At 43.2% G+C, this 17,656-nt stretch carries 17 protein-coding genes; 10 read left to right on the top strand and 7 right to left on the bottom strand.

Going from position 1 to position 17,656, the window contains the following annotated elements; genetic code table 11:
• Positions 1 to 76: 76 nt before the first annotated feature.
• The 3 genes from GSQ74_RS06315 (at position 77) to GSQ74_RS06305 (ending at position 3,770) form a co-directional block, all read left to right on the top strand.
• Positions 77 to 1,015: a heme-binding domain-containing protein gene (locus GSQ74_RS06315; protein ID WP_158991180.1), complete on the top strand. Its 939-nt coding sequence runs from the start codon at positions 77 to 79 to the stop codon at positions 1,013 to 1,015.
• 3 nt (positions 1,016 to 1,018) lie between these two features.
• Positions 1,019 to 1,492 (top strand): hypothetical protein, encoded by a 474-nt coding sequence (locus tag GSQ74_RS06310; protein WP_158991177.1) that lies wholly within the window; start codon positions 1,019 to 1,021, stop codon positions 1,490 to 1,492.
• 532 nt (positions 1,493 to 2,024) lie between these two features.
• Complete coding sequence (locus tag GSQ74_RS06305; protein WP_158991174.1) at positions 2,025 to 3,770, top strand: hypothetical protein; 1,746 nt, start codon at positions 2,025 to 2,027, stop codon at positions 3,768 to 3,770.
• A 474-nt stretch (positions 3,771 to 4,244) separates the two neighbouring features.
• On the opposite strand, the gene pepE is transcribed toward GSQ74_RS06305, so the two are convergent.
• The 5 genes from pepE to GSQ74_RS06280 form a co-directional block, all read right to left on the bottom strand.
• Positions 4,245 to 4,946, bottom strand: coding sequence for a dipeptidase PepE (gene pepE, locus GSQ74_RS06300; protein ID WP_158991171.1), 702 nt, complete (start codon positions 4,944 to 4,946; stop codon positions 4,245 to 4,247).
• Positions 4,947 to 5,441: 495 nt separating this feature from the next.
• Positions 5,442 to 6,278 carry an SDR family NAD(P)-dependent oxidoreductase gene (locus GSQ74_RS06295; protein WP_158991169.1) on the bottom strand — a complete coding sequence of 279 codons (837 nt, stop codon included), beginning with the start codon at positions 6,276 to 6,278 and terminating at the stop codon, positions 5,442 to 5,444.
• 23 nt (positions 6,279 to 6,301) lie between these two features.
• Complete coding sequence (locus tag GSQ74_RS06290; protein WP_158991167.1) at positions 6,302 to 6,538, bottom strand: tautomerase family protein; 237 nt, start codon at positions 6,536 to 6,538, stop codon at positions 6,302 to 6,304.
• Between the two features lie 14 nt (positions 6,539 to 6,552).
• The gene (locus GSQ74_RS06285; RefSeq protein WP_158991165.1) at positions 6,553 to 6,945 is read right to left on the bottom strand and encodes a cupin domain-containing protein; all 393 of its coding nucleotides are present in this window, start codon (positions 6,943 to 6,945) and stop codon (positions 6,553 to 6,555) included.
• Positions 6,946 to 6,980: 35 nt separating this feature from the next.
• The gene (locus GSQ74_RS06280; protein WP_158991163.1) at positions 6,981 to 7,742 is read right to left on the bottom strand and encodes an SDR family NAD(P)-dependent oxidoreductase; all 762 of its coding nucleotides are present in this window, start codon (positions 7,740 to 7,742) and stop codon (positions 6,981 to 6,983) included.
• Between the two features lie 187 nt (positions 7,743 to 7,929).
• Between GSQ74_RS06280 and GSQ74_RS06275 the strand changes: the two genes are divergently transcribed.
• The 3 genes from GSQ74_RS06275 to GSQ74_RS06265 all read left to right on the top strand — a co-directional run bounded on the left by GSQ74_RS06275 (position 7,930) and on the right by GSQ74_RS06265 (position 10,622).
• The gene (locus tag GSQ74_RS06275) at positions 7,930 to 8,826 is read left to right on the top strand and encodes an AraC family transcriptional regulator (RefSeq protein WP_158991161.1); all 897 of its coding nucleotides are present in this window, start codon (positions 7,930 to 7,932) and stop codon (positions 8,824 to 8,826) included.
• Between the two features lie 137 nt (positions 8,827 to 8,963).
• Complete coding sequence (locus tag GSQ74_RS06270; protein ID WP_158991776.1) at positions 8,964 to 9,521, top strand: Crp/Fnr family transcriptional regulator; 558 nt, start codon at positions 8,964 to 8,966, stop codon at positions 9,519 to 9,521.
• Positions 9,522 to 9,617: 96 nt separating this feature from the next.
• Positions 9,618 to 10,622, top strand: a complete 1,005-nt coding sequence (locus tag GSQ74_RS06265) for a zinc-binding dehydrogenase (RefSeq protein ID WP_158991159.1) — start codon at positions 9,618 to 9,620, stop codon at positions 10,620 to 10,622.
• A gap of 180 nt (positions 10,623 to 10,802) precedes the next feature.
• On the opposite strand, the gene GSQ74_RS06260 is transcribed toward GSQ74_RS06265, so the two are convergent.
• A complete protein-coding gene (locus GSQ74_RS06260; protein WP_158991156.1) occupies positions 10,803 to 11,159 on the bottom strand; it encodes a nuclear transport factor 2 family protein in 357 nt (118 codons plus the stop codon).
• A 118-nt stretch (positions 11,160 to 11,277) separates the two neighbouring features.
• On the opposite strand from GSQ74_RS06260, the gene GSQ74_RS06255 reads away from it, so the two are divergent.
• The 4 genes from GSQ74_RS06255 (at position 11,278) to GSQ74_RS06240 (ending at position 15,580) form a co-directional block, all read left to right on the top strand.
• Positions 11,278 to 11,553: a hypothetical protein gene (locus GSQ74_RS06255; RefSeq protein ID WP_158991154.1), complete on the top strand. Its 276-nt coding sequence runs from the start codon at positions 11,278 to 11,280 to the stop codon at positions 11,551 to 11,553.
• A gap of 52 nt (positions 11,554 to 11,605) precedes the next feature.
• Entirely contained in the window at positions 11,606 to 12,424 is an 819-nt protein-coding gene (locus GSQ74_RS06250) for an AraC family transcriptional regulator (RefSeq protein ID WP_158991151.1), read from the top strand.
• A 40-nt stretch (positions 12,425 to 12,464) separates the two neighbouring features.
• A complete protein-coding gene (locus GSQ74_RS06245) occupies positions 12,465 to 14,009 on the top strand; it encodes an FAD-dependent monooxygenase (protein ID WP_158991149.1) in 1,545 nt (514 codons plus the stop codon).
• 203 nt (positions 14,010 to 14,212) lie between these two features.
• Positions 14,213 to 15,580: a DUF4403 family protein gene (locus tag GSQ74_RS06240; protein ID WP_158991147.1), complete on the top strand. Its 1,368-nt coding sequence runs from the start codon at positions 14,213 to 14,215 to the stop codon at positions 15,578 to 15,580.
• A gap of 533 nt (positions 15,581 to 16,113) precedes the next feature.
• Here GSQ74_RS06240 and GSQ74_RS06235 read toward each other — a convergent pair.
• Entirely contained in the window at positions 16,114 to 17,505 is a 1,392-nt protein-coding gene (locus GSQ74_RS06235; RefSeq protein WP_158991145.1) for a YeiH family protein, read from the bottom strand.
• Positions 17,506 to 17,656 lie beyond the last annotated feature (151 nt).

Below are 17,656 nucleotides of genomic sequence, written 5' to 3'. Positions count from 1 at the left end.
TTTTAATACCACCGTAACATATGTACAGCTACGGTGTCAGTTTATAAAACGTACCTTTAGAGAAACAAGATCCCCTATGTCATTCAAGAAAATTTCCGTCAATATCATTGCGGCGTTATTCATTTGTTTTGTGCTGATCCAATTTATCCGCCCGACGATCAGCCACCCATCGGGTACAGGCGACATCCAGGCCCCTGTACAGGTCAAAGCCATATTGCAGCGAGCCTGTTATGATTGCCATTCCAACCAAACCGACCTGCGCTGGTACGACCAGATCCAGCCTGTATACTGGCAGGTGGCAGCCCATGTAAAAGCCGGGCGTAAAGGCCTGAATTTTTCAGACTGGAAAAGCATGGCAAAACCCGACCAGCAGGCCAAACTTTGGGAAGCGGTTAACCAGATTGCCGAGGGTGCCATGCCCATTAAGAGTTACGCCATGGTTCATCCTTCAGCCAAAGTTTCGGCAGCCGACTTGCAGGTTTTGAAAGCCTACCTGCTCACCATGGTAAACAATAAACCTGCCGACACCTCCAAAACTAATGCGCTGGAAAAACAATATCTGCAACAACAAAACCCACACCCGGCCACTCCCCTGCCTACAGCGCTTAATGGCATCACTTATATACCCGACTATAAAAACTGGCAGCCCATCAGCACTACAGATCGTTTTGATAACGGCACCATGCGGGTGATCTTCGGCAACGACGTAGCCGTTAAGGCAATTAAAGACGGGCATATTAACCCCTGGCCAAACGGTACTATTTTCGCCAAGGTTGCCTGGGATAAGCTATCGGATAAAGATGGCAATACCAAAACCGGTGCTTTTAAGCAGGTTGAATACATGATTAAGGACGACCAAAAGTACGCCTCGACCAAAGGCTGGGGCTTTGCCCGTTTCAAAACGCCAAAAATGGTGCCTTATGGTAAAACCGTAATGTTTGCCACCGAATGCATAAACTGCCACCGCCCAATGAAAGACAATGATTTTGTATTTACCGAACCCCTAAAATTTTAAGCCATGAAACCGTTAAATTATAGCATATTATTCATTCTCTCGTTATTCGTGGCCGCCTGTTCAAACCCGCCGGGCAACCCGCTAAATCAGGAGGCATCCTTCCCGCCATCGTTCGATCTTACCAAAATGGGGCTCAAGGTAATTACCTCGTCCATCAACAAAAAGCAGGCAACCATGAACACCCTGTATGGTAACGCGGCTGCATTAAAAGACGCCACCGACAGCACCCAACACCAACCCGGCGAAACGTTTGCCCTGGTAACCTGGAAACAAAAAGCCGACGGCCACTGGTTTGGCGCCAACATCCCCGGCGACCTGCAATCCGTCACCATGCTCAAAACCAGCGGACAATCCGGCGCAATAACCCTTAACTGCCAAAAATACACTGGCAAAAACTTAACGATGTCTGCTGATACGGTAGGCAATTCAGCAATCACGAAATTTATTTTAAGTGAGCGGGCTTCGGTGATGCCTTGAGATTGTTTGGGCGTTTTCCGCTGATAGAAGTGGGCAGGGTTATCCACTCATACGCCTGCAAGGCCTTAAACCTACCTGAACGTAGTCGAAGAGCATTGTAGGCTCTAACGCATGGGCTTTACACTCACCACCCTGTCATTGTTGTGAGTACCGAAGACAACCGGCCAAAGGGGCTCATTAATATCGATAAAACAAACACATCTTTAATAATCGCGAAGATTGCATACTTCGCCTTGCTTTCGTGCGGTTGCTTTGTTCCTTACAGCAATGACAAATTTTTTAGTTTTCCACACCCGCTGTTTGTGTCCTCACAAACAGCATTAATTCAGCCGGTCTTCGGTGTTTTCACCATAAATGTTCAAAAGATGAAAAAAGAGTGTTATGCTGGTACGAAGCATCTGGACACGCGTAAACCGACTTACAGATTTTTCGAATTTTAAAATGGATGATTGAACTTTTACAGCGTTAATTGCTATAAATAAATCGCACGTATCAGGGCAACTTATAATACCTTTATGAACTAAAGTGAAACATGATCAGCTTTAAAAAGTATAAGAATGGATTATTATCGTTGACCGATGTGGTGGACCAACTAAAAACAACAATTGTGAAAGAAGACTTCTTTAGGTTGTCAGACACAGAACTTGCCTATAAAGCGCTGCGACAGTTCAATTTTAAGAAATTGGAGGCAACCCAAGAATCTATTTCTCAATATGCGCAAAGGGTCATTGATGTGACTGGCTTTTTAAAAAACTCTGATAACCCTACTAGTTCCTTCTTACGTATCTACCTTAATCTTGGATCAAAATTACTTCAAGTAAAAAATCAACTTGAAGCAGAGGCAAAAAAACATTTGAAGCAGATAAATGACTTGCTTAACTATTATGGGACACTTCCTTTCATTATTAAATATAAAACGGAGCCCACTGCTCCCCGCAATAATGAAGAACGAAAGCAGCTTGAGTTTTATAAAAGGACGCTTGTAAAAAAAGAACAGATTATCGCCTATCTGCTGGATGGAATTTTGGATCGTGCACTGGAAAAATCAGCCACTGTAGTCCGAAGCGAATGGGGTGAAAACCTTAAAGATATTATGGCAGAAATAGAGAAATCCGAAGACTTCCCATATCTGGATTTTATATATGGCCTGGAGTATAAGCATGCCCTTGATATGGAAAGACTGGATTTCCGTCAAATAAACCCGCTGAAAAATAAGTTTCAGTGGATTGACAAGGCGCTATTGGAGGCTTCATCTTATACATCAGAAATTGACGAAGGTTTTGAACGGCATATACTGCCTGTGATTTTCTTTTCCAAAATGATCGTTAAGTTGAAAGACATCCCTATAGTGAAAGATAGACTGAGCATCTTCGAGGAAATGGACGATCTTTTTACCGCACAAAAATGGTATGCATTATACGCACTGGCATTACCACAAGTAGAAGGCATTTTCACTGAAATGCAAGAAATGACACCCAAGAAGAGAGTAAAAAACTCATTGACTGAAAAGGTAAATAATTTGCGTAGTGTTTATGAAATGGCACAATACACTTTTGATTATTATGAATTCACACTTGCTGATTTGCGAAATAGCTTTTCACATACCGGGAAAATAGATCAGCCTAAGAGGAAATGTTACCACCTGTTGGCAGATATCTGGTACTTACTTGAGATTTGCACAGAACTCGATACGCCACTGAGCAAACTTGCCAAACTCATAAAAGAGGGAAATACTTCGTTCAAGCATATAGGGAACTTCAGTGGTTTTATTAATCTGCTCATGGAGATCGACAAGAATAGTCAATTAGCTCTGATTAAATCGCAGGCGGATGAATTCATTTATAAGGATATAGTCAAGAATATTAATCTTAGAAAGCTCATCGATAGTTTAGAAAAAGATTTTGAAAAATCGGTAGCTAATTTTAATACAAATATGGCTACCCTCATGCAAGTAATGGGTGAAAAGCCGCTAGTCCTTTTTGCCGCCTCCATCAAAGACATCCGACCCAGAATAAGTGCTATTGAGTCAGCCTTTAATAAATTACCGATTTTGGTAAATGAAGATCTGAAATTGCTGCTCGACAGCAATAATTTCCTGCATCATTTTGTCAAAATCTTCCCAAAAATCCACAAGTCGGTAAGGGATAGGATTGAATTGTTTCGCTCCAAACATAAGGACACACTAAAAATCATCAACTTTTTGAACGAACAGGTAAAGCTGGAAGTTCCAGATGATTTTCTCTTGTTTACCAGAAAACTGGAACATTATATTAAGTAGTGCCAACACTTTTTAATTCTCGCAGGGCCTACCCTGCGCTTCAAATTCCACGGTTCTGTACAGCAAAGAGATTGCTTCGTTCCTCGCAATGACAATCGTAAAAAAAGCACAAACCCTCCGTTAACCGCAAAAACCGGCATCGTCTGGTTCGGCAACCACGCCAGAAGTAGTCGCACTAACACTAAAAGAAGCAGGCGCAGCCGGGAGTTTATTCACAAGTTTTTTTGTTTTTTAATGGTGTTCATGAGGTCGCTCCGCTTAGTTTCTTTTGGTTACTTTCTTTTGCGGAAAAAGAACGGCGGAGCCCTCTTGAGAGCCGTTGAAAACAAACAATCGAAAAACGTGACGCCTTAGCGGCCAGCGATACCAAAGAACAACAAACGGATACAACAATAACACACGTGCTTTAAGAGTTAACATCGCACTCTTAATCCGGCTAAAAAACTTCTTTGTTGCTGTTAAAAAACCAAGACTTTAAAATAATAACCGGTTGCCAGGAGCAACTTCATAGGCATCCCTACCCTGTTCAAATATCCTTGAACCAAATAAACCCTCGGTGGTGACGGTTTCGCCTTGTACCCTGATCCAGCTGCCTTCCCGTAATCCAATTACTGGCATGGCATGCTGTGTATGAAATTCCTTAATTCGCGTTTCCCTGGTTTCGCCATTATGCTTCGAATTAGGATCGGGATCAAGATAATGTGGATTGAGGTTAAACGGAACAAGCCCCATAGTATTTAAGCTTGGCGGCAAAACAATAGGCATATCATTGGTAGTATGCATGGTTAGTCCGCCTATATTGCTACCCGCGCTTGTACCGAGGTACGGCGCGCCTTTTTCCACAGCCTCCTTCAATGCATTCATCAAGTCCCGTTCGTGCAAGGTTTTTACCAATAGAAATGTATTACCGCCACCGGTAAAAAACCCTTTTGCTTTGCGAACGGCCGCCGCGGGATCCTCGAATGTATGAAGCCCGGTTACACGAATATCCATAACAGAAAAAGCGTCCGCAACCTTTTTAGTATAATCATCATGCGAGATACCACCCGGACGCGCAAAGGGAACAAAAATAATTTCATCAGCTCCGCTAAACAGATCGGCTATATATGGCTTAAGATAAACCAGGTAGTCTTCACCAAACAATGCAGAGGTGCTGGCAAGCAGGATGTTTTTCATATCCCGAATTTAAGAAATTTAAGATCATGATTTTGTTTGTAGCTAACCACGATCGTAAAAATCTGTGTTTCGGGTAAATTTTTATTGCACCCAATTTATTTAAGTATGAGCAGCTTTTTTTTACCATTTGAGATAAACAACAAAGGCCGGTGATTAGCCGGCCTTTGTTGTTACCTGTGATGTTTAACAACAACTACGTGACGCCTAACAATTACGTGACGTTTTTTGTAATGTCTTTTTCTAACGTGATGAACCTGCGCGTTAACCGCACCATAACTAAATACCATTAGCATTAATGCTACCAAGATTTTCATTGCTTTCATAAGTGAATTGTTTAATAAGATTCAAGGTATCTATATAATAATAGATGCCTAACTGTGTAACATTTATTTTACCCAAACACATTTAAAATCTCCCGCTATCCTAAGTTTATAAATCGGACACGATAAGTTGGTAATCTGCTACACATTACAAATCCTATTTTTAAACTTAACCTTAATCGTACGCTAAGGATGAAGACAATTCCCGGTAACTATCAGTCTGCTCCTTAAGCGTTACAACCACCTGATCGGCAGTGCCAACAGCATCTGCCCCGGCAATAAAACGCAGCGGTGGTTTTTCTTCGTTCGCGATGGTAAGAATGGCTTGGGCAAGTTTGGCAGGGTCGCCGGATTGTTGTCCGTTCGCACCTTCCCAAAACGTAATTTGTTGCTTTCTTCCCTCGTCATAATCTGCTATAGGCTTATCGGCATATTGTGTTGATTCTTTGGTGAGTAATTCGGTACGAAAAAAACCAGGATTCACAATCGTAGTTTGTATCCCGAATTGTTCTACTTCGCTTTGCAACGATTCCATCCAACCATCCGTGCCAAACTTAGATGCAGAATAGGCCGAACAAAAAGCATAACCAACTAAACCGCCAGTTGAAGAAATTGTAATAATATGCCCCGAACGTTGCTTACGCATTTGTGGCAATACCGCACGCGTTACTTTCATCGGCCCGAAAAGGCTGGTCGAAAATTGCAGTTCGATTTCTTCCATAGATAATTCCTCAAAGTAGCCTGCGTAGAAACTGGCTGCATTGTTAACCAGCACATCAATTTTACCAAATTTTTTAATTGTTTCCGCAACAGCGGCTTCGGCTTCGGCGGAATTTGTAATATCCAACTTTACAACCAAAAGATTTTCAGATGTACCTATTGCTTTAGCAACCTTATCCGTGTTTCGGCCTGTTGCTACTACTTTATTCCCCGCAGCCAGTGCAGCCTTCGCTATATCAAGGCCCATGCCGCGCCCGGCGCCGGTGATGAACCATACTTTATTATTTTCCATGATTTGTATTATTATTTAAATATTTACTTGTTGCCCAAAGGATCATATTCGGGCTTTTTGTATAACTGCTCCCAATGGCCAAGTATATCCGGCTTATATACCTTCTCGGTCCAATCAACTTTTTCAACGTCTTCAATACTTATCGAGATATTGCCTTCTTTAGCTCCAACTGCATTTACTACAGCTTTAGTAATCTCTTGGGCTAGCGCTGTTTTTTCTGCTTCAGATTTACCAACTATTTTAACATGTATATGTGGCATATTCTTTTTGTTTATTATTTATACTGCGCGTCTGTAACATGTTCCATCCAGTCAACCGGTGAGCCGTTCAGTTTTTCCTGTATAGCGATGTGGCTCATCGCGGTAGTATCGGTTGCACCGTGCCAGTGTTTTTCATTTGGGAAAAAATACACAACATCTCCCTGAAAAATATTTTGTTTTGCTTCGCCTTCGCGTCGTACCCATCCCGCGCCTGCGGTAACAATTAAAGTTTGCCCAAATGGATGAGTGTGCCAGGCCGTACGCGCGCCAGGCTCAAATGTTACCAATGCCATAGACACCCGTGATGGTTCCGGTGGATTAATAAGCGGATCAATCCGTACTGTTCCTGTAAAATAGTCTGCGGGGCCTTTGCCCGATGGCTGAGAGCCATTTCGTATAATTTCCATATTGATCGTTTTTTACTAATTACTTACTTGTTAAATTACTGTATGCTATAACCACCATCTACCATTAATGTGTGACCTACCACCATACTGGCCGCATCGCTGCAAAGGAAAAGAACGGCACTCGCAATTTCCTCCGGGCGACCAAGCCGGGCTACCGGTACTTGTTGTAGTATGGCATCCAAAGCTTCCTTCTGGCCTTCTGCTATCATTTTGTCAGACATCGGCGTTTGAAAAAGACCCGGACAAATACTGTTTATCCTGATACCTTGTGCAGCATATTCCAATGCTGCGCTTTTGGTTAAACCAATAACGCCATGTTTTGCACCATGATAAGTTCCGCGTTGCGCACCGCCCAAAATACCCCCGATAGACGAGCAATTCACAATAGCGCCGCTACCCTGTTTGCGCATGTGCTGTAGTTCATATTTCATGCTGCTCCAAACACCGCCATAGTTAATAGCGGTAACACGGTCAAAATCATCTCTTGTCTGGTCAGCCGCATCTTTCAGCTCATTTTGTACACCGGCATTATTATAAGCGGCGTCTAAGCGGCCAAATGTAGCTATCGTTTTGCTTACCATTTCTTCTACCTGTTTATCATCAGAAACGTCACATTTTATAGCAAGCGTTTGATAACCTTCGGCTGCCAGTTTTTCCGCCGCGGCTTGTACGGCTTTTTCGTCCCAATCCGCTAATGCAACAGCTGCGCCAGCTATGGCAAATGCCCTTGCTGTAGCAAATCCTAATCCCGATGCTGCGCCTGTAACCAGCGCTACTTTACCTTTCATTAATTCCATAACTTAATTCTATATTTTAATTGATAGTCTTGGATGTTATCCTTATGTCGATACAAAGGTCCTGTCATTTAAGCAATCATCGGTTACCCCGGTTACGGATGTCCCTACCATTTTTACTGATTTGCCAGATATGAATGGCTGAGCTAAGAATAAACGGTAAATTTGTATCAACTAATAAGTTAAAGACATGGACAAAGTTTTGAAGATTGATACCGTTAGCGAACACGACGCTTTCTATCAACAGGAAAATTTGCACCCGCTGGTTAGTGTTATCGACTTTAAAAACACAGCACCTAAGATATTGGCAAGCCGGATGAATTTTGGTTTTTACGCGGTATACTTAAAAGATGTACAATGCGGTGACATTAAATACGGGCGTAATACCTATGATTACCAGGACAGGACATTAGTATTTGTAGGCCCCGGACAAGTGATTAATGTTAACATTTACCCCGACTATAAGCCACAAGGTTTCGCGCTTTTGTTTCATCCTGATTTGCTCCATGGCACTCATCTGGGTAAACATATAAATGATTACTCTTTTTTTTCCTACGAATCAAGGGAAGCCTTACATCTGTCTAAAAAGGAACGGATAATTGTTTTGGATTGCTTCGCGAAGATCAAATACGAGCTAGAACAAGGAACGGATAAACATAGCAAAAAACTTATCGCCTCAAATATTGAGTTGTTCCTTGATTATTGTGCGCGTTTCTATGATCGTCAGTTCATCACCCGGAACGATGTAAACAAGGATATTTTAGAAAAATTTGAGGATATACTAAACAGCTATTTTCAATCGGATAAGCCGCAAACAGTTGGCTTACCCGCGGTAAGTTATTGTGCAGACCTGTTGAATCTTACCCCAAATTACCTTGGCGACCTTATAAAAAAAGAAACCGGTAAAACGGCTCTGGAATACATCCAGTTAAAGGTTATGGGCATGGCTAAAGAAAAAATATTGGACACCAATAAATCGGTTAGTGAAATTGCCTATGAGTTAGGGTTTAAATATCCGCAGCATTTCACTAGGGCATTTAAGAAAAACACGGGCTACACACCCAATGAATATAGGATGGTGAATTAGCAGGATATACTTACAATATCAACCTGAATAAATAGGTTTAAACTGTTTTTTCATCTACTTTTAAATCTTAATCAAACAGCGCAAAATAATCAGTCGTGCAGGAAGGGATCAAAAATAAAGAATTGCTTTTAGCACATATGAGTTCGGCTTTTTCCTTAACAGGTGACGAGATAGAAGTACTGATCTCGCTGTTTGCCGAACGACAAGTAAAAAGACGTGGTTTTATACTCCACCAGGGCGACATTTGCCGGCATTTTACTTTTGTTGTTTCCGGATGCTTTAAGATGTATACAATTGATCGCGGCGGCAAAGAATTCAACCTGGAATTTGCCGCGGAAAATGAATGGATAAGTGACCTCAACAGTTTTTATGCTGAAAAGCCCACAACTGTTTACATTGAAGCGATAGAACCCTCGGTTATCCTTCAAATAACGAGGCAGGACCTTATCTATCTTTATGGCAACTACCCAAAGTTCAACAGCACTTTCCGCATTATCATTGAACGCAAATACATGGAGCTGCAAAACCGTGTGCTGCAGAATATTAGCGCAACCGCAGAAGAACGGTATAGCAATTTCTTACACCAATTCCCAACACTGGCTGCGCGGTTACCCAACACCCAAATCGCCTCATACCTGGGAATCACTTCAGAATTCCTAAGCAAGGTAAGGAAAGACCTGGCCCATAAACGCTGAACCCTTAATATATATTAAGGGTATTTCTTAAGATTGTTTATTGGTGGTTGATCCTCCCGATACGGACATTTGTATTGTTATTAAAAACAATATAAAATGGACGAATTAATGAAAGCAATTGTGTTGTCGAATGATATTTTGACCGTGCAAAATTTTAAGAAACCAACCACCACAGAACCCGGTCATCTCATAGTTAAAATGAACTCTTCTGCTATAAATTCCGGGGATAAGTTTTTCCTGAAACATCCCACGCCTCCTGGCGCGCCAAAAAGCCTTTATGATATTAAAGGCGTATCAGGCGCAGGTATGGTATTACAAATTGGCGAAGGTGTGCCGGAAGAATACTTGGGGAAAAACATTACTTTTTATCGCCAATTAAAGTATAGTGAAAGTGTGGTGGGTTCATGGAGTGAATATGCGCATATACCTTTTTTGGATTGCGCGATCCTTCCCGCAGATGCAGATCCCCAAGATTATTCAGGTTCAATGGTGAATATCATTACGCCTTTTGCTTTCTTAAAACAAATTATTGGTGAAGGACACAAGGGCATCATCAGTACGGCGGGTAATTCAGCAACAGGTATTGCGCTGCTGGGTTTTTGCCTCACCCATAACTTCCCGCTGATCTCCATCGTGCGAACCGATGAAGGCAGGAAAGAACTGGAATCACTTGGCGCCAAAAACATTATTGTTCAAAGCGACCCGGATTTTAGTGGACATTTGTCCGATATAGCTCAAACCTTAAATGCAACAGCAATTTTTGATGGCGTGGGCGGTGATATTTTAAATAAAATATTAACCCTGATCCCAAGAAGTTCGGTCATTTATACCTATGGTTATGTTGGTGGCGACGTGCCATTTACATTTCATACCAGCATTTTAACCCTTAAAAACATAATAATAAGGCCGTTTTCCAATCTTAATACCGAGACAGTTAAAAATCCAGGAAATTTAGAAAAAGCGTTAAAAGAAATAACTGCGCTGCTTCATATGCCTCATTTCAAAACTAAAATAGGAAAGAAATTCCGCTTGGAGGAAATTAATGATGCATTAACTTACGCCGGAGGCAACGGCAAAAAAGCTATTCTATATCATAAATAATTTTAGTTCCCGCAGGGTTTCTCGAAGAGAACCCTGCGTTCAAGTTCCACGAATCAGTACAGCAAAGAGATTGCTTCGTCCCTCGCAATCACAATTTAAGGGAAAATCTGCATAAAATGTCGCTGTCCGAAATTTATAACTTCGGATACAATAAGCTTGTAGTCTGCGACTACATTACAATCACATCTGCGCTTTCAAATAATATGCGATTACTTTAACAGCCAACCCTTCAGCATTTAGCTCAACAGCATCCAGTACCTGGTTATTGTTTTCCCGATGATAAAGTACGGCATAACCATTTGGCGACCATAAAATCTGGTCCACTTCAAAACGAATTTCCGGGGCCAGTTCCAAACCTTTTGCAAAATGTTTTCTTAATTCAATTTTGCCTACAAGCTTTCCGTCAGTTTTACCCCACCTTGCAACAACAGTTTGAGCAGTGAACTCAATTTCTTCCGCATAGTGGGCCATTATCCTGTCAATGTCATGGCAGTTCCAGGCATCCAGCCAGTCTGCAATAATTTCATTTTTTTCCATAGGATACTTAAAAAAGATAATTTACATAGTCAATAAAGATATACATTGAAAATAAGGACGATCGTTCATCATGTATTTAAAGTTTGTAATTTGCACTTGGTATAATTAAGATTTAGAGATGTGGAAGAAATTATCGTATGAACTAAAAACGCCAACGGGCAACAGGCAACTCCAGATTTATTCAAATTTTCAAAAAGATGATGATGAATATTTGGTAGACAAAGGGAAATATACCGTAAAAGAGAACTCAATTAAGCTAGGTGATTTGCATATCGACCTTTACATTGGTGACGGTATAACCTGGGAGGGTAAACCAAATGAGTTTACTACTGATCAGTTAACAGAGATTGCAAATTATATAAAGGGCCATGATTCAGGCGATGAACTCGAGTGACATATAAATAGAATTGTCATTATGAGAAACGAAGAAGATGGTATCTTTGAAAATGCAGCATCAAGAATTTGAACCTCCTGAAGAGCTACGGGATACCATAAAGTGCTTTTGGTACAACAGAAGAGATTCCGGAGAATTGCAATCGAGTTATGAGGTAGTACCTGATGGCTACGCCGAAATTATTTTTCATTTCGGAGGTGACCTTAGCATTTCTTACAATGGAGGTTTGCAGCCATTACCATCACCTTTTATGATGGGGCTGCTTAATCAGCCTGTTATTTTTCACACAAAAAACTGTTTAGAAATCATTGGTATCAGGTGTTTTCCCTGGACCGTATTCGATTTGCTCGGACTGCCGTCCGGCAAAGACGGTGTGCACATATTTGAGCACCCTATCGCCCAGCTTCAATCCGCGTTGAATAAGTACATTGATGCTGGTAAGATAGATGAAGCACTCACCCAGGTAAAACAATACTTCTTGAATGCACGGTCGGGGATTGCTAGTGAGAGTATGTTATTCAAAGCGGGAGTTGCTATGACTAAAGCAAACGGCACCCTGCCGGTAAGCCTGGTAGCGGCGGCGGCTCATGCCACGGTTCGTACATTGGAAAGGAAGTTCAAGCAATCGTCTGGCTATACTGTTAAAGATGTATCTGGTTTGATGCGCTTTGAGCAGGTACGAAACCAATTATGGCTTTATCCGGATGCTGACATTGCCCGCTTAGCTTATGAGCTGGGCTATGCAGATCAATCCCACCTAAGCAAGGAATTCAAACGCTACAGCGGCACTACGCCAGCAGCATTCGCGCGAAAAGCAAAGAAAAGGAAACAGGTTATAGACAGCGATTTTGTCGCGTTTGTACAATCCTAGCGCAGGAGCATTCCATAATTTTGTGTTTCAATCATTCTATATGAAAGCAACACTTGAAAACAATAAATCCGCACAAGATAATTCTATCCACGATGTAATTATTTCCGGCGCAGGGCCTGTAGGCCTGTTTCTCGCCTGTGAACTGGCCCTGGCCAAATGTTCAGTACTAATACTGGAAAAGGCCGAGAATCCGCACTCGCCATTAAAACAACTTCCTTTCGGGATGCGGGGACTTTCGGCCCCAACTATTGAAGCGCTTTATCGCCGTGGCTTGCTAAAAGAACTTGAGCTACATAAACGACTTAAAAACCCCCACCAAAACGCCATACAAGGCCCCCGTCGCCAGGTTGGTCATTTCGCTGGCATTCCACTTCATGAAGGCGATATTGATACCTCGCAGTGGAGTTATCGACTGCCAAGCTCGACCGAAACCAGCTTAATTTCAGAACTGAAAGAACTTGAAACAGTGCTGACCCGCCGCGCAGAAGCCTTAGGTGTAGAAATCAAGCGCGGATTTGCTATTACCGGCTTTCATCAAACCACGGACGGGGTAACTGTTCAATCAGGTAACCAATCGTTTCAAGGTAAATGGCTTGTGGGTTGCGATGGAGCCCGTAGTGTTGTTCGAAAGGCGGGCGGTTTTGAATTCGCCGGTACCGAGCCGGAATTTACGGGTTATTCTGCTAAAGTTGATATTGTCGACCCGGAGAAACTAAAACCCGGCCGAAACGTGACACCAACAGGCATGTATCTCCAATCGCAGCCGGGCTACCTGAATATACAAGATTTTGATGGCGGGGCTTTTCATAGTTCAGATAAGCCAATCACGCTTGAACACGTACAGGAGGTGCTGCGCCGTGTCTCGGGCACCGACGTTACGATCAACGCCCTGCACATCGCAACCACATGGACTGACCGGGCACGGCAGGCCACAACCTACCGCAACAGACGGGTACTTTTAGCCGGCGATGCCGCGCATATCCACGCACCGTTGGGAGGCCAGGGGCTTAACCTTGGGCTGGGCGATGCCATGAACCTGGGCTGGAAGCTCGCCGCAACTATCCATAAGGAAGCGCCGGAAGGCTTGTTGGACAGTTACTATACCGAACGGCATCCAATTGGGGTACAGGTCCTGGATTGGTCACGCGCCCAGGCTGCAATCATGGGATCAGAACCACATGCCCGTGCGCTGTATGCGATTATCCGCGATCTAATGAATACGCGCGATGGTGCCACCTACTTTGCAGGAAGGGTGTGGGGCGTTTCCACACACTACAATTTCGGTAGCAACCACCCGTTGGTCGGCCACAGCGTTCCCAACTTTGAGTTGGAAGATGGCACAACGATTGGCGAGTTAATGTATGATGGCCAGGGGATACTGCTTGATTTTGATAAGAATACTTCACTTAAAACTTTGGCGGGTGAATATGGCAACCGAATCAAATATATTTCAGGCAATGTAAAAGACCAATTAGGCTTGAGTGCTGCACTGATACGCCCTGATGGGATTATCGCCTGGGCTGCTGACAATGACCCCGATTGCAGCGAACTCCAAAAGGTTGTCGCTCGCTGGTTTGTTTTGTAATTAAGCTAAAATTTATTTTGAGTGAACGTGCTTCAGCGATACCTTAATATTGAGATGGGCGTCTCCCGCCTGTAAAAGCGGGAAACGCCCATTAACCTATTCTTCAGTAAAAACCTCTTTCCCTCTGTAAAATTATGGATATATCATAAACACTTATACATTACCAGCATAGTTGACCGTTAGATTGATTTTAAACCAACAATTTGAAAGCTTTCCCCTTCCTGGTAGTCGCGTTATTGATTCTTGCTTCGTGCAGCAGTATAAAACCCGCCGCACCTGATTTGCCGCTATCTCAACTTAACGAAACCGAGCTCCCCGAGTCAAAAATTGACATACCGGTCAGCATCAATCTTCAAAATGTTTTAAACGATTATAGCGCTAAAATCCCATTGCAAATTTCGGGCGAAGGTAAGCTTGGCCCTGGTAAATATACATGGCAGGTAAACAGGCAACCTTTTCAATTAAACTTTTTGGGCGATACCATGCATATTGCTGACGATGCAGGGTTTAACATCAATGGCTTTATAAAAAACCCCTTTAACGGGCAATGGAAAAATATAGGCCACTGCAATGCTACGCTGAATATTGGCTTAAGCACCAACTTTGGTATTTCCGCGAATTATGGGTTGTTTAAAAACACACATCTAACGCAGTTTGACTTGAATGCCTGCAACCTGAATATTGCCGGGCTAAATATTACACCAGCCATAAAGCCACAGGCGAAAGAAGTACTTAGCAGGATACTTGACACCCTGGGCAATAGAATAGATAATTATAACTATAAGCAATTACTCCAACCCATTTGGTCATCGCTTAATAAGCCGGTGAAGATTGGCGACATTGGTTATATCAACATTAACCCTTCAGCAATCAGAGTCGGACAGTTGGCAACATCGGGTAATACCTTAAGTTTGGTAGCTGGGATAACAGCAAAACCTGTTTTTTCGCTTGCTAATCCGGCTAAAAACACGGGCTCCCCTTTACCTGATCTCCTTACAACCGATGCGGGTGGTAATGGATTTAACTTGCATATTGATATTCATTTAGATTACCAGCCCCTGAACCAATTACTGAATAACACGATAGCGAACAAAGAGATAGCGGTTGGCGCCAAAGGGCATCTTTTAATAAAATCAGCAGAGATTTATGGCACCGGTAATGAGCATTTATTGATAAAAGTAAACTTTACCGGCCGCCAGAATGGGATACCCTATCACGGCTTGCTTTACTTCACCTGTCTGCCGGTCTATCAGCCCGAAACGGGTGATCTATATGTAGAAAATATCGACTTTGATGCCAATACAATTACCCGGTTAAAAGAGGGGCCGACTGTATGGCTGCTGGATGCCGGAATAAAAAAATATTTACATGATCAGCTCCACTTCAATATCTCCAGTCAAATAAACACCTTAAAAGACAAACTCAACCAAGCTTTAAACCAGCCAGTTAATAACAGGCTGGTACTAAGCGGGCATATAGATACTATTAAGGCTGATGGCTTGCTACCGCTGAAAGATTATGTATTATTGAGGGTAAGTACTGTTGGTAATTTATCAGTCAGCGTTAATTAAATTACGCCGGATTGAGTTGGCCTTCACAAGTTAAGGGAAAATATCTTCCAATGCTTTTTACCCTCTTTTTTGCTTGCAAAAGAGAGGGTGGTCGAGCGAAGCAAAGACCGGGTGAGTAAAATATACGAGCGGCATTAGCGCAATTGCCCGGCGCATAGTCGACTCACCCCGAATGCGCTGCGCTCTTCGACCCTCTCTCCGGCAAACCGGAAAGAGGGTGAAAATATTTCTCCTTAACTATCCAATTCCCAACCATACTAATTTAGATAGCGAAGCTATTGGCTCGCTGCCTCTTCTAAATTAGTCTCAGCCCCGTGCGGCGTAAAGTGCGGGCAACTATCCCGTGCGGAAAGGTAAATCTCATTATAACTACACAAACCGTCCCGGTCCCGCACCGAGGCGAACCCCGAGCTCATGACCGTAAGCCCAGGATAGGCCGCTTCAATGAGAGACGGATCGTTTTGAAAATAGGTACATTGCTGGCAGCTCGGCCCGGAATTACCTAACCCTATCGAATTAAAAATCTTCATCCGTTAATGCGTCACAATAGATGACCAGTAATGGCCGAATACAACTACTGACAGAACATATCCCAAAGCCACGTTTACCACCACCCCGAAAGTAAACGCCACAAATGGCTTGAAACCTGTACTCGCCAGATCACGGAACCTTGTCGTAAGTCCGATACTTAAGAAACTAAAGGTGAACGCCCAGGTCCGCAACGCCGTGATGGGTAATATAAGGGATGGTTTTACCAGTTTGTTGTAATCGGCCAGTGAATTGCCATGGACAATCAGTGTGGTAACCACGGAAGCGATCAGAAATCCGATTACGAATTTCGGGAAGCGCCACCAGATCTGCCCCACCTGTACTTTTGAATCGGTTTCATTGCGTTCCCAAACGGTAACGGCAATGAGCGCCAATACAAACGACCAGATACCGATCCAAATATCCCGCCCGATAACTTTGATCAGCGTATAAGATGCAAGCGCCTGGTCTGCTGTGCCTGCAATGCCCAGGTGATGGCCTGCTAAATTACCATAGGATTGGGCAGCGGCCAGGCCGGCAGCATCCGCAAATTCCGATGTACCGATCCAGGCACCGGCTACGCCTGTAGGTAAACCAAGTGCGCGGCAAACCAGTGGCAACACGAAGATAAGGACGATAGCCCACAACACTACCAGGCTTATAGCAATTGGCGGATGCTCCTTTTTAGCCCTTACAGCACCAGCAACTGCAATCGAAGCGGAAACACCGCACACAGCGCCACCGGCTCCTAATACCGCTGCAAGGCGGTGATCTAAACCAAGTTTTCTGGCCGTAAGGAAAATTACAAAAAAGGTAACCAGCGAAACAATAGAAGCCTGTAAAATAGCAACAGGACCAGCCCAGATAATTAACGTGAACGGCAAAGTGGCCCCCAACAGCACAATACCCAGTTTAATATAAAATTCCACCCGGAAACCCGCATCGAGCCAGCGGGGCAACCCGATTACATTGGAGATGATCAGCCCCAGCAGGAGCGCCACCAGCGGTGGTTCCAGGTTATAGCGATTGGCCTGATCCCAGGCACCTACAATGTAAATGATTGTTGAGAGTATAAAGATAAAAATGAAAGACTTGATAAATGCCTTTGGCTTTTGCCCGATGAATGAGATTACGATGGTAAAAAGGACCAGGAAAGCGGCGAGCAAAGCGAGGTACTTAATGCCATTCTTTGAAAGTTGCGCGCCAAGCTGTGACAAGGTCGACCATTTGCCCGGAGCTACCGCGATCCATGAAATGCTGGAACCGGCAAGATAAAAGATATAGGCCAGCGCCACAATGCCCAGCCCTAGCCAAACCGCCCACCAGTCTTCCTTCGACCAGAATTCCTGCCAGCCGGAGGTTTTTACACCTGTTGTTTCAGTAGTGTTTGTTGCCATAATGAGTTTTTTGTTTTATTAATTATGTAAGGTTGATTGCTAAAAGAAAAATTGACAGGCATATTCATAAATGCCATTTAAAGAAGCCGGTAAAATATCAGCAGCCTTGTTATTTACAACAACAATAAAAACATTCACTTTGAAAAAGTGC

The organism is Mucilaginibacter sp. L196, from assembly GCF_009765905.1.
Lineage (GTDB): Bacteria > Bacteroidota > Bacteroidia > Sphingobacteriales > Sphingobacteriaceae > Mucilaginibacter.
This window is presented reverse-complemented; position numbering and strand designations above follow the sequence as displayed.